Origin of the sequence: Streptomyces sp. NBC_00083 (assembly GCF_026343295.1) — a bacterium.
In the GTDB taxonomy this organism is placed as follows: Bacteria; Actinomycetota; Actinomycetes; order Streptomycetales; family Streptomycetaceae; genus Streptomyces.
Map to the genome: position 1 here is coordinate 296,407 of NZ_JAPELY010000001.1, position 12,596 is coordinate 309,002.

8 protein-coding genes are annotated in these 12,596 nt (G+C 72.6%); 6 read left to right on the forward strand and 2 right to left on the reverse strand.

The features are described 5' to 3' along the window. Positions 1 to 219: 219 nt before the first annotated feature. The 3 genes from OOJ98_RS01375 to OOJ98_RS01385 are packed head-to-tail and all read left to right on the forward strand — an operon-like array spanning position 220 to position 3,628. Positions 220 to 1,764 (forward strand): NAD(P)/FAD-dependent oxidoreductase, encoded by a 1,545-nt coding sequence (locus OOJ98_RS01375; protein WP_267055461.1) that lies wholly within the window; start codon positions 220 to 222, stop codon positions 1,762 to 1,764. Continuing rightward, the gene (locus OOJ98_RS01380) at positions 1,761 to 2,741 is read left to right on the forward strand and encodes an alpha/beta fold hydrolase (RefSeq protein ID WP_267052759.1); all 981 of its coding nucleotides are present in this window, start codon (positions 1,761 to 1,763) and stop codon (positions 2,739 to 2,741) included. The genes OOJ98_RS01375 and OOJ98_RS01380 overlap by 4 nt, the downstream gene beginning before the upstream one ends. After that, positions 2,738 to 3,628, forward strand: a complete 891-nt coding sequence (locus OOJ98_RS01385; RefSeq protein WP_267052760.1) for an SDR family oxidoreductase — start codon at positions 2,738 to 2,740, stop codon at positions 3,626 to 3,628. Before OOJ98_RS01380 ends, OOJ98_RS01385 begins: the two co-directional genes overlap by 4 nt. A 523-nt stretch (positions 3,629 to 4,151) precedes the next feature. On the opposite strand, the gene OOJ98_RS01390 is transcribed toward OOJ98_RS01385, so the two are convergent. After that, positions 4,152 to 7,646, reverse strand: coding sequence for a S41 family peptidase (locus OOJ98_RS01390; RefSeq protein WP_267052761.1), 3,495 nt, complete (start codon positions 7,644 to 7,646; stop codon positions 4,152 to 4,154). A 169-nt stretch (positions 7,647 to 7,815) separates the two neighbouring features. On the opposite strand from OOJ98_RS01390, the gene OOJ98_RS01395 reads away from it, so the two are divergent. Continuing rightward, the gene (locus OOJ98_RS01395; RefSeq protein WP_267052762.1) at positions 7,816 to 8,391 is read left to right on the forward strand and encodes a TetR/AcrR family transcriptional regulator; all 576 of its coding nucleotides are present in this window, start codon (positions 7,816 to 7,818) and stop codon (positions 8,389 to 8,391) included. Positions 8,392 to 8,520: 129 nt separating this feature from the next. Then, positions 8,521 to 10,743: an efflux RND transporter permease subunit gene (locus OOJ98_RS01400; protein ID WP_267052763.1), complete on the forward strand. Its 2,223-nt coding sequence runs from the start codon at positions 8,521 to 8,523 to the stop codon at positions 10,741 to 10,743. Between the two features lie 165 nt (positions 10,744 to 10,908). On the opposite strand, the gene OOJ98_RS01405 is transcribed toward OOJ98_RS01400, so the two are convergent. After that, positions 10,909 to 11,316 (reverse strand): SsgA family sporulation/cell division regulator, encoded by a 408-nt coding sequence (locus OOJ98_RS01405; protein ID WP_267052764.1) that lies wholly within the window; start codon positions 11,314 to 11,316, stop codon positions 10,909 to 10,911. Between the two features lie 220 nt (positions 11,317 to 11,536). Between OOJ98_RS01405 and OOJ98_RS01410 the strand changes: the two genes are divergently transcribed. Beyond that, positions 11,537 to 12,595, forward strand: coding sequence for an energy-coupling factor ABC transporter permease (locus OOJ98_RS01410; protein ID WP_267052765.1), 1,059 nt, complete (start codon positions 11,537 to 11,539; stop codon positions 12,593 to 12,595). Position 12,596 lies beyond the last annotated feature (1 nt).

Sequence of the window (12,596 nt, forward strand, 5' to 3'; positions counted from 1 at the left end):
CCCGGGTCGTCGTTGTCTGCCTGCTCTTCTGCCACGGGCCTCAGCCTATGCGGTGCCCGCCGGGTTGTACCGGCGGTAACTTCCCCGCCCGTACCCCTACCGCTCGGTATGTGACTGCTCTACTCTCCCAACAGTGCCAGTGATTGCTGGCAACGTTGTGGGACCGATCGTGGAGGCAGTGGCATGGCCCAGCACGAGGACGAACGCGAGCATGTACGGGTGGGCGAGCGCGAGCACGTACGTGTGGCGGTGATCGGGTCGGGGTTCGGCGGGCTCGGGGCCGCGGTCCGGCTGCGCCGTGAGGGGATCACCGACTTCGTCGTCCTGGAGCGGGCCGGCTCCGTCGGCGGCACCTGGCGCGACAACAGCTACCCCGGGTGCGCCTGCGACGTGCCTTCGCACCTCTACTCCTTCTCCTTCGCGCCCAACCCCGACTGGCCCCGCACCTTCTCCGGCCAGGAGCACATCCGGGCCTACCTGGAACACGTCGCCGACACCTTCCGGCTGCGCCCGCACATCCGCCTCGACCACGAGGTGACGATGATGCGCTGGGACGCCGAGCGGCTCTGGTGGGAGATCGAGGTCGCCAACGGCACCTCGCTCACCGCCGACGTCGTCGTCTCCGCCACCGGGCCGCTCTCCGACCCCAAGATGCCGGAGATCCCCGGGCTCGACACCTTCCCCGGCAAGGTGTTCCACTCGGCGCGCTGGGACCACGACTACGACCTGCGCGGCAAGCGCGTCGCCATGGTCGGCACCGGCGCCTCGGCCATCCAGATCGTGCCCGCGATCCAGCCCGACGTCGCCCGGCTCACCCTCTTCCAGCGCACCCCGCCCTGGGTCATGCCGCGCATGGACCGCGCGATCAGCGGTGCCGAGCGCTGGCTCCACCGCCGGCTGCCCTTCACCGGCGCCGCCCGGCGCGGACTCCTGTGGGGCATCAGGGAGTTGCAGGTCAGCGCGTTCACCAAGCGTCCCAACGAGCTCGGGCTCGTCGAGTCGATCGCCAAGTCCAACATGGCGCGCGCCATCAAGGACCCGGCCCTGCGCGCCAAGCTGACGCCGGACTACCGCATCGGCTGCAAGCGGATCCTGCTCTCCAGCGCGTACTACCCGGCGCTCGCCCAGGACAACGTGGACGTCGTCGCCGCCGGGCTCACCGAGGTGCGCGGCTCCACCGTGGTGGCGGCCGACGGCACCGAGAGCGAGGTCGACGCAATCGTCTTCGGTACGGGCTTCCACGTCACCGACATGCCGATCGCCGACCGCGTCGTCGGCGCCGAGGGGCACACCCTCGCCGAGTCGTGGAAGGACGGCATGCAGTCGCTGCGCGGCGCGACCGCGGCCGGGTTCCCCAACTGGATGACCATCATCGGGCCCAACACCGGCCTCGGGAACTCCTCCATGATCCTGATGATCGAGTCCCAACTCTCCTACATGGCCGACTACTTGAGGCAGCTGAACGTGCTGGGCGGGCGCGCCGCGCTCACCCCCAGGAGCTCCGCCGTCGGCGCCTGGAACCGGCGGGTGCAGGAACGCATGAAGCGCACCGTGTGGAACACCGGCGGCTGCACCAGCTGGTACCTCGACGCCAACGGCCGCAACACCACCGTCTGGCCGGGCACCACCGGCGAGTTCCGCCGCGCGACGCGCGAGGTCGACCTCGGTGAGTACGAGGTCGTACGGGCCCGCGCCGCCCACGCGGGGGCCCAGGCCGAGCCCGTGGCCGGCATCGCCGGCGAGGCCGCGGCGGTGTCCGCGTGAGCCGGGCCGGGGCGGGAGCCGGGTCCGGGCGGCGCGGGACGGGCGCCGTGCGGGGCGGGGTGTACGCGCCGCCCGAGCCCGACCGCGTCCTGACCGCGCACTCCGCCGACGGCGCCCCGCTCCACGTGGAGGTGCACGGGCCCGCCGACGCGCCCGCCGTCGTCCTCGCGCACGGCTGGACCTGCTCCACCGCGTTCTGGGCGGCGCAGATCCGGGAGCTGGCCGGCGAGTGCCGGGTCATCGCCTACGACCAGCGCGGCCACGGGCGTACCGCGCCCGCCGCGGTCTGCTCCACCGAGGCGCTCGCCGACGACCTCGAAGCGGTGCTCGACGCGACGCTCGCGCCGGGGGAGCGGGCGGTGCTGGCCGGGCACTCCATGGGCGGCATGACGCTCATGGCCGCCGCGGGCCGGCCGGGCCTGCGCGAACACGCCGCCGCCCTCCTGCTGTGCAGCACCGGAGCCTCGCGCCTGGTGGCCGAGTCGCGGGTGGTGCCGCTGCGGGCCGGGCGCCTGCGCACCGGGCTGACCGGGCGGGTGCTCGCGTCCAGCGCGCCGCTCGGGCCGGTCACGCCGCTCGCCAAGAAGGTCCTGCGGTACGCCACGATGGGGCCCGGGGCCTCCCCGGACAAGGTCGAGGCGTGTGCGCGGATCGTGCACGCCTGCCCGCGCCGGGTGCGCCAGGCCTGGTCGCATGTGCTGGCCGGGCTCGAAGTGGACTCGTCCGTAAGGGAGTTGACGATGCCGACCGTCGTGGTCGCCGGCAGCGCGGACCGGCTCACGCCGCCCGTGCACGCGCGACGGCTCGCGGCGGCGCTGCCCGACTGCCGCTCGCTCGACGTGCTCGCCGGCGTCGGGCACATGACGCCCGTCGAGGCGCCCGAATTCATCACCGGGAAGATCCGCGCGCTGGTGGCCGCGCATCTGGCCGCCCCGGCCACCGGCGCCACCGTCGACTCCGAGGAGAGTGCCGTATGAGCAGGTTCGGACTTGAAGGACAGGTCGCGGTCGTCACGGGCGCGGCTCGCGGTGTCGGCGAGCTCCTCGCGCGCAAGCTGTCCGCGCGCGGGGCGAAGGTCGCGCTCGTCGGGCTGGAACCGGACGAGCTGAAGCGGGTCGCCGCGCGGCTGCACACCGAGGCGGAGTCCTGGTACGCGGACGTCACCGACCACGAGGCGATGGCGCGGGTCGCCGCCGAGGTCAAGGAGCGGTTCGGCAAGGTCGACCTCGTCGTCGCCAACGCGGGGGTCGCCTCCGGCGGGCCATTCGTCGATTCCGACCCCGACGCGTGGCGCCGGGTCATCGAGGTCAACCTCATCGGCGGCGCGGTCACCGCGCGGGCCTTCCTGCCCGTCCTGATGGAGTCGCGCGGGTACTTCCTCCAGATCGCCTCGCTCGCGGCGATCACCCCGGCGCCGATGATGACGGCGTACTGCGCCTCCAAGTCCGGGGTCGAGGCGTTCGCGCACAGCCTGCGGGCCGAGGTCGGCTACAAGGGGGTGCGGGTCGGGGTCGGGTACCTGTCGTGGACCGACACGGACATGGTGCGCGGGGCGGACCAGGACGACGTGATGCGGGAGCTGCGCTCGCGGCTGCCGTGGCCGTCGAACCGGACGTATCCGCTCGGGCCCGCGGTCGACCGGATCGTCGCGGGGATCGAGCGGCGGTCCTCGCATGTGTACGCGCAGTGGTGGTTGCGGGGGATGCAGTCCGTGCGGGGGTATTTGCCGGGGGTCATCGGGGCGGTGGGGGCGCGGGAGATGCGGCGGTTCGAGCCGCGGCTGGGCTCCGTCTCGCGGGGGCTCGTCGGGGCGGGCGGCGCCGCCGACACCGAGTCCCGGACCACCCGCCCCACCCGCCCCTGAGCGAGCGGCCGGGCGCGGCCGCGTGGCTCGGTGCCGGGTGCCCTACGGGCTCCGCCGCGGTGGGTGCGGGCGGTGGGCGCGACGCCGGGTGCCCTACTAGGGGCGCGGGGAACTGCGCGAGACGCGGGCACGGTCCGCAGACGAAGGCCGGGGTTGCTGGGGCTCCGCCCCAGGCCCCGGGAGGCCCCACCCCACCCCTTCCCGAAACCCTCCGGGGGTTATGAACGGCTGAGGTTCAGGACCTGGGGCTCCGCCCCAGACCCCGTTCGCGCCTGAAGGGCGCTCGTCCTCAAACGCCGGACGGGCTGAAAGCGCGCTCGCCCTCACGCGCCGGACGGGCTGAGGGGGCGCTCGTCCTCAAACGCCGGACGGGCTGAAAGGGCGCGCTCGTCCTCAAGCGGCGGACGGGCTGAAAGGGCGCGCTCGTCCTCCGGCGGCGGACGGGCTGAAAGGGCACGCTCGTCCTCAAGCGGCGGACGGGCTGAAGCGTGGCGCCCGGCGCCGGGATGGGACCCCGGCATCGTTACGACGCGCCCTCCCTCGGGGGGAGTGGGGGGCGTTGGCGGTTGGGGGTCGTCGTGTAGCCCGGTGGGGTGGACGCGGGGCGGGTGGTCAGGAGGTCCAGGGCCAGCTGGACCGCGTCGTCCAGCTGGGCATGGCGCCCCTCCGCCCAGTCCAGCGGCGTGCGCAGGATCTCCAGATCCGGCTCGACCCCGTGGTTCTCCACGGACCACCCGTACGCGTCGAACCACGCCGCGTTCATCGGCACGGTGATGACACTGCCGTCGCCCAGCGTGTGACGGCCCGTCATCCCCACCACCCCGCCCCACGTGCGCTGCCCCACCACCGGCCCCAGCTTGAGCAGCCGGAACGCCGCCGTGATCATGTCGCCGTCCGACGACGTCGCCTCGTCCGCGAGGGCGACCACCGGGCCCCGGGGGGAGTTGGAGGCGTACGACACCGCCTGGGCGTCCCGCGTCAGGTCCCAGCCCAGGATGCGCCGGGTCAGCTTCTCCACCACCAGCTCGCTGATGTGGCCGCCCGCGTTGCCGCGTACGTCGACGATGAGTGCGGGACGGCTCACCTCCAGGCGCAGGTCGCGGTTGAACTGGGCCCAGCCCGAGCCGCCCATGTCGGGGATGTGCAGATAGCCGCACTTGCCGCCGCTCAACTGCCGTACCACCTCCCGCCGTTTGGCCACCCAGTCCTGGTAGCGCAGGGGGCGTTCGTCGACCAGCGGCACCACCGCGACCCGCCGCGAGCGGCCCTCGCCCTCGCTGGGGCGGAACGTCAGCTCCACCGTCGTGCCGCCGGCGCCCGCGAGCAGGGGATAGGGGCCCGCGACCGGGTCGACGGGGCGGCCGTCGACATGGGTCAGGGCGGCGCCCTCACGGATGCCCGCGCCCGCGAGCGGCGAACGCGCCTTGGAGTCCGAGGAGTCGCCGGGCAGAATGCGCCGGATCACCCAACTGCCGTCCCGGCAGACCAGGTTGGCGCCGAGCAGGCCCTGCGCACGCTGGTAGTGCGGAGGGCCTTCGTTGCGCCGGGCCGCGGTGACGTACGCGTGCGACGTGCCCAGTTCGCCCAGCACCTCGCGCAGCAGATCCGCGAACTCGTCGGGCGACGCCACCCGTTCGACGAGCGGCCGGTACTGGTCGAGGACGCCCGACCAGTCGATGCCGCACATCTTCGGGTCCCAGAAGTAGGAGCGGATGATGCGGCCCGCCTCGTCGTAGGCCTGGCGCCACTCCGACCCCGGGTCGACGTCGTGCAGGATGCGGCGCAGGTCGAGGTAGACCGTGGAGTCGTTGTCGCCCGGCTCGGTGGAGGGGACCGCGCGCAGTTCGCCCTCGTCGACCACGACGAGTCGGCTGGCGTCGCCGCTCAGCGCGAAGTGGTCGAGGTGGTCGACCAGTTCGGTCCTGCGCGCCTTGGAGATGTTGAAGTGTTCGAGGGTGGGGCGGCCCGAGGTGTCGGCCGGGTTGGCGAAGGTCTCGCCGAGCGCGCCGGAGATGGGCCAGCGCAGCCAGACCAGGCCGCCGCCGGCGACCGGGCGCAGGGCCGAGTACTTCGACGCGGAGACCGGGAACGGCGTCACCCGGTTCTCCAGGCCCTCCACCTCCACGGTCACCGTGCCGTCGCCCGAACCGTCCAGCGGATCGAGACCGCCCGCCGCGGGCCGGCCGTCCGGCGAGAGCGCGAACGGGGACGGCGTCGCCGAGTTCAGCGGTACGAGGTAGGGGCGGCAGCCCAGCGGGAAGGACAGGTCGCCGGTGTGCACGTCGTACACCGGGTCGAAGCCGCGCCAGGACAGGAAGGCGAGGTAGCGGCCGTCGCTGGTGAACGCCGGGTTCTCGTCCTCGAAGCGGCCGTTGGTGACGTCGACGACGGTGCGCGCTCCCGGGCCCGCGATCCGCGCCATCTTGATCTGGCGCAGCGAGCGGCCGATGCCGGGGTGCGACCAGGTCAGCCACGCCCCGTCGGGGGAGAAGGCGAGGTCGCGCACGGGTCCGTTGAGGGAGCGGATCAGCTCGGTCACCTCGCCCTCCCCGGACACGGTGACGGAGGCGGGCGGCACCGCCGCCGCAGCCGGACCGGGGAAGGGGTCCGTCGTCCCGGCGCCGGACCCCGCACCGGGCCCCGCGCCGTCCGGGGCGGAGCTCGCGCCCCTGCCGTCCGGCCCCTCGCCGGAGCCGGCGTCCCGGTGCGTCCCCCCGTCGGGGTCCCGCTCCGTGTCGAGGCGCAGCCGGGTCGCGCCGGTGGGGGCCGCGACGGCCGCCGCTTCCTCCGTCACGTCGATGAGCAGGAGCCGGCCGTCGTTGGAGGCGATCGCCAGGCGTTCGCCCGCCGGGTCGGAGACCATTTCCTGCACGCGCCCGAGCCGGCCCGCCGCGAGGCGGCGCGGGCGGCGCTCGCCGCTCGCGCGGGGCAGGAAGGCGATCTCGACCGCGTCCTCGCCGTCCGCGTCCGTGATGTAGGCGACCTGGCCGCCGCTGCCCAGCATCTCGGGCAGCCGCACCCGTACGCCTGGGGTGTCGGCGATGGTGCGGGCCGGGCCGTCGCGGTGGGTGAGCCAGTACAGGCTGCCGCGCACCACGACGGCGCTGGCCCGGCCGGTGGTGTCCACGGACAGCGCGTCGACATGGTTGGCGGCCGGCACCTGGTAGCTGCGCCGCCCGGCGCGCGGCCCGCCGAGGCGTACGTCGAGTTTGCGCGGCACCGAGCCGGGGGTGAGCGTGTCCACGATCCACAGGTCGCCGGCGCACTGGTACACCACGCGGCGGCCGTCGCTGGAGGCGTGCCGGGCGTAGAACGCGTCGTGGTCGGTGTGGCGGGTCAGTCCTGAGCCGTCCGGCAGACAGGAGTACAGGTTGCCGACGCCCTCGTGGTCGGAGAGGAAGGCGATGCGGCCGTCGACGAACATCGGCGCGTCCAGGTGGCCGCCGATGTCGGCGAGGAGCCGCTCGCCGTGCAGCCACAGACGGCCGGTCGCGCCGCCGCGGTAGCGCTTCCACGCGGCCGGCTCGTGCGGCGGCTTGCCGGTGAGCAGCAGGGTGCGGCGCTCACCGTCCACGTCGGCGACGGCGATGTCGGAGACCGGGCCCCACGGGAGCTTGCCGCCGGGGGAGCCGTCGGCGGGCACGCTGTAGGCCCAGGAGAAGTACGAGAACGGCTGGCCGTGCGAGGACACCGCGAGGATGTGGCCGTCCGGCGCCCAGCCGCACACCCGCGCGTCGGACGAGCCCCAGTAGGTGAGGCGCCGGGTCGGTCCGCCGGTCACCGGGGCGAGATGGATCTCCGGGTCGAGGCTGCGCCACGTCGTGTACGCGATCATGCTGCCGTCGGGCGAGAAGCGGGGGTGGCCGACCTTCGTGCGGTCGACGGTCACCCGCCACGCCCGCGAGGGGCTGTGCCCGGCCGGCACCAGCGGGGCGACCCACAGGTCGTCCTCGGCGGCGAAGCACAGCAGGTCGTCGTGGAGGTGCGGAAACCTGAGGTACGCGGCGTCGTCACTCACCCCCCAATGCTTTCCGCGGGGAGGGGGTGCGGCAACTTGTGGGAGGGGTTTATTCCGTTCCGACTTATCCCGTTCCGACACTTGTGGTCGAGAACACAAGCGAAACGGTTCCGTTTCGCTTCGGGCCGAGGTTACCTTCGTACGGTACGCAAAAGGAGAGGAGGTCGACATGGCCGGCAGGCTCACCCCGGAACGCGAGGCAGAGCTCTACGCAGCCGTGCTCGACCTGCTGCGCGAGGTCGGTTACGACGCCCTGACCATGGACGCCGTCGCCACCCGCACCCGCTCCAGCAAGGCCACCCTCTACCGCCAGTGGGGGAACAAGCCCGAGCTGGTCGCGCGGGCGCTGCGGCACAACAAGCCGGTCAGTCTCGCCGAGATCGACACCGGCTCGCTGCGCGGCGACTTCCAGGCGATGGTCGCCCGTGAGGACGACTGTCAGATGGAGAAGGACTCCGCGCTGATGCGGGGTCTGATGCGGGCCGTCCACGACCACCCCGAGCTGCACCAGGCGCTGCGCGAGGTACTGATCGAACCGGAGATCACCGGTCTCGACACGGTGCTGCGGCGTGCGGTGGAGCGCGGCGAGGTCAGCGCGGACAACCGCGCGCTCCCCTACGTCGTACACATGATGGTCGGCGCCTTCGCGGCCCGGCAGTTCATCGAGGACCGGCCGGTCGACCAGGCCTTCCTCGCCGACTACTTCGACGCCGTGGTCCTCCCCGCCCTCGGCGACCCGCGCTAGGCACCCCAGCAGCACCCCCGCCCGGCGCTCCCCACGCAGTACCCGCCCCACCTGACGTACGCCGCTCTCGTCGTCGGGCTGGTTCCCCATGCCCTGCTGTTCCCACGACTCGACCGGGAGTACGCCCTCGTGGCCACGTTCCTCTACCGCCTCGGCAGGTTCGCCTTCCGGCGCCGCCGCTATGTCGCCCTGGTGTGGGTGGCGCTGCTCGCCCTCGCGGGCTTCGGCGCGGCGTCCGCCACCACCGCCACCTCCTCCTCGTTCTCGATCCCGGGCACGGAGGCGCAGCGCGCCTTCGACCTGCTCAAGGAGCGGTTCCCGAACGCCACGGCCGACGGGGCCACCGCCCGCATCGTCTTCAAGGCGCCCGACGGCCAGAAGATGGCCGACCAGGCCAACAAGGACGCGGTGGAGAAGACCGTCGCCGGCCTGAAGGCGGGTTCGGACCAGGTCGCCTCGGTCACCGACCCCTACACCGCGGGCGGCGTCTCCAAGAACGGCCAGGGCCCGGTCGCGTACGTCCAGGTGTCGTACAAGGCCAACGCGATGCAGCTGACCGACTCCACCCGCGACGCGCTCAAGAAGAGCGGCGACGAGGCGAAGAAGTCGGGGCTCACCGTGGAGATCGGCGGTGACGCGCTCCAGGCCATGCCGGAGACGGGCTCCGGCGAGATCGTCGGTGTGGTCATCGCGGGACTCGTCCTGGTGATCACCTTCGGCTCGCTGGTGGCGGCGGGGCTGCCACTGCTCACCGCGATCATCGGCGTAGGCATCGGCGTCTCCACCATCACCGCGCTGGCCAACGTGCTCGACCTCGGCTCGACCACGTCCACGCTGGCGATGATGATCGGGCTCGCGGTCGGCATCGACTACGCGCTGTTCATCGTCTCGCGCTACCGTGCCGAACTCGCCGAGGGCAGGGAGCGCGAGGAAGCCGCGGGACGGGCCGTGGGCACGGCCGGATCCGCGGTGGTGTTCGCCGGTCTGACCGTGGTCATCGCGCTCGTCGGCCTCGCCGTCGTCAACATCCCGATGCTCACCAAGATGGGCGCGGCCGCGGCCGGCACGGTCGTCATCGCCGTCCTCATCGCGCTCACCCTGATACCCGCGCTGCTCGGCTTCGCCGGCCGGCGGGTGCTCGGCCGCAAGGCCCGCAAGGCGTACGACAAGGGCGAGCAGGCCGCCGAGTCCAAGCCCAACATGGGCACCCGCTGGGCGAGCTTCGTGCTGCGCAAGCCGGTGTGGGTGCTGCTCGTCGGCGTCATCGGCCTCGGCGCGATCGCGCTCCCCGCGAGCTCGCTCCAGATGGGTCTGCCGGACGACGGCTCGCAGCCGACCTCCACCACCCAGCGCCGCGCCTACGACACCCTCTCCGAGGGCTTCGGGCCCGGCTTCAACGGGCCGCTCATGGTCGTCGTCGACGGCAAGGGCAGCAAGGACCCCAAGGCCGCGGCCGACCGTACGGTGGCCGAGATCAAGAAGCTGCCGGACGCCGGTCCGGTGATGCCCCCGATGTTCAACAAGGACACCGACAACGACACGGCGACCATCACGGTCATCCCGAAGTCCAAGCCGTCCTCCACCGAGACCGAGGACCTCGTCCACTCGATCCGGGACACCAGCTCCGCACTGAAGGCCGACACCGGCGCGAAGCTCCTGGTCACCGGCTCGACCGCGATGAACATCGACTTCTCGCAGAAGATGAACGACGCGCTGCTGCCCTATCTGGCGCTCGTGGTCGGCCTCGCCTTCCTGCTCCTGATGGTGGTCTTCCGCTCGGTCCTGGTCCCGCTGAAGGCGGCCCTCGGCTTCCTGCTCTCCGTGGTCGCCGCCCTCGGCGCGGTCGTCGCGGTCTTCCAGTGGGGCTGGCTCGGCTCGCTCTTCGGCGTCCAGCAGACCGGCCCGATCATGTCGATGATGCCGATCTTCATGGTGGGCGTGGTCTTCGGTCTCGCGATGGACTACGAGGTCTTCCTCGTGACGCGGATGCGCGAGGCGTACGTCCACGGCGAGCGGCCGGGGCAGGCGATCGTCACCGGGTTCAAGCACGGCGCCCGGGTGGTCACCGCCGCCGCGGTGATCATGATCGCGGTCTTCTCCGGCTTCATCGGCTCCAGTGAGCAGATGATCAAGATGATCGGCTTCGGTCTCGCGATCGCCGTCTTCTTCGACGCGTTCGTCGTCCGCATGGCGATCGTGCCCGCGGTGCTCGCACTGCTCGGCGCGAAGGCCTGGTGGCTGCCGCGCTGGCTGGACCGGGTGCTGCCCAACGTCGACGTCGAGGGCGAGGGCCTGCGCAAGCAGGAGCAGGCCGGCGACGCCGACGGCGACCGCGAACTGGCGCGGGTCTGACCCCGCCCCCCTGAACGCCGGGGCCCCTCGAACCGAGCGGCCGAGGGTCCCGGCCGACGCCAACGGCCTGTGGGGACGGGACCGCTGGCGCCACTCGGCCCCCCGTGCGCACCGCGCGCGGGGGGCCTTCGCGTGGTCGTTGGGACGTGCTGCCGGGCTCCGCCCTCAGGGGCGGCCGGCGGCCGGTGACGGGGCGGCGCGCGCGTCGGTCGCGTAGGTGTGGCGCAGGAAACGCACCAGGGGCGAGCTGTCGAACTGGACGACGGCCACTCCGTCGGGCGAGTGGAATTCGAGCACCGTCTGGGCCCGGCCGCACGGCCAGACGCTGACATCGCCCCGGCTGGCCGGGGCGCGCAGCCCCGATTCGAGCAGCGAGCGCGGGAAGATCCACTCGTTGCCGCCGGGGAAGGCGAAGCAGACGGCGCCCGAGGTGTCGGCGGGGTCGTAGCGCATGGCGACAGGGACGGGGTTGGAGAGCGGGGCGTCCGTGACGACGCGGGCTCGTGCGTGGTCCTCGACGGAGCGGCGGCCGGCGGTGTGGTCCTCGGCGTGGTCCTCGACTGCGGGGGACATCGATCGCTCCTCACCCTTGATGCTGTCGGATACCGGAATACCGGTTCGCGCTATTTGTTCTCCAATGTCCCATATTTCCTGAGGGAACCCCCAGTGAGTCGCCTTGGCACCTGGCGTCCGGACGCTTTTGCAACCGGTTCGCAACAGGGCACTATCATCAAACGGTTCTGCGCACGCCCGCGCAGGGAAGAGGGCGCCCACGGGAAATCGGAGTCCACCCATGCACGTACCCGATGGATTCATCAACGCACCTGTATCGGCGGTCACAGGTGTGGTCGCCGCCGCTGCCGTCGCCGTCAGCCTGCGGGGCGCGCGCCGGGAACTCGACGAGAAGACGGCGCCGCTCGCCGGCCTCGTCGCCGCGTTCATCTTCGCCGTGCAGATGCTGAACTTCCCCGTCGCGGCCGGCACCAGCGGACACCTCCTGGGCGGCGCGCTCGCGGCGATACTCGTCGGCCCCTATACGGGCGTGCTGTGCGTGTCCGTGGTCCTGCTCATGCAGGGCATCCTCTTCGCCGACGGCGGCCTCACCGCGCTCGGCGTCAACATCACCGACATGGCGATCACGACCACCGTCGTCGCGTACGTCCTGTTCCGCGCCCTGGTCAAGGTGCTGCCCCGCACCCGCCGCTCGGTGACCGTCGCCTCCTTCGTGGCCGCGCTGCTCTCCGTGCCGGCCGCCGCCCTCGTCTTCACCGCGATCTACGCGCTCGGCGGCACCACCGACGTACCGATCAGCAAGGTGCTCACCGCGATGGTCGGCGTGCACATCCTCATCGGCATCGGCGAAGCCGTCATCACCGCGCTCACCGTGGGCGCCGTCATCGCCGTACGCCCCGACCTCGTGCACGGCGCCCGCGGCCTGACCGCGCCGCTCAAGCTGCGCGTGGGCGGCGCACTCATCGACGCCCCGGCCGCCCCGGCCCCGGTCCCGGCGGCGGCCCGCACCCGCTCCACGCGCAAGGTCTGGGGCTTCGGCATCGTCACCGCCCTGCTGCTCGCCGGATTCGTCTCGTTCTACGCCTCCGCCAGCCCCGACGGCCTGGAGAAGGTCGCCCACGACAAGGGCATCGACGCCAAGACCACCCAGCACGCCAGCTCCGACTCGCCGCTCGCCGACTACTCCGTCAAGGACATCGGCGACGCCCGCCTCGCCGGTGGCCTCGCCGGAGTGATCGGCGTCGGCGTCACCGTCGCCGTCGGCAGCGGCGTGTTCTGGGCGGTCCGCAGGCGCCGGGCCGAGCCGGCCGCCGACGAGCGCGCCCCCGAAAGGGTCTGAC

Coding starts and splice junctions, on each gene's coding strand:
- OOJ98_RS01385 (WP_267052760.1), top strand. CDS start 2,738: ATGAGCAGGTTCGGACTTGAAGGACAGGTCGCGGTCGTCACGGGCGCG.
- OOJ98_RS01395 (WP_267052762.1), top strand. CDS start 7,816: ATGGCCGGCAGGCTCACCCCGGAACGCGAGGCAGAGCTCTACGCAGCC.
- OOJ98_RS01405 (WP_267052764.1), bottom strand. CDS start 11,316: ATGTCCCCCGCAGTCGAGGACCACGCCGAGGACCACACCGCCGGCCGC.
- OOJ98_RS01410 (WP_267052765.1), top strand. CDS start 11,537: ATGCACGTACCCGATGGATTCATCAACGCACCTGTATCGGCGGTCACA.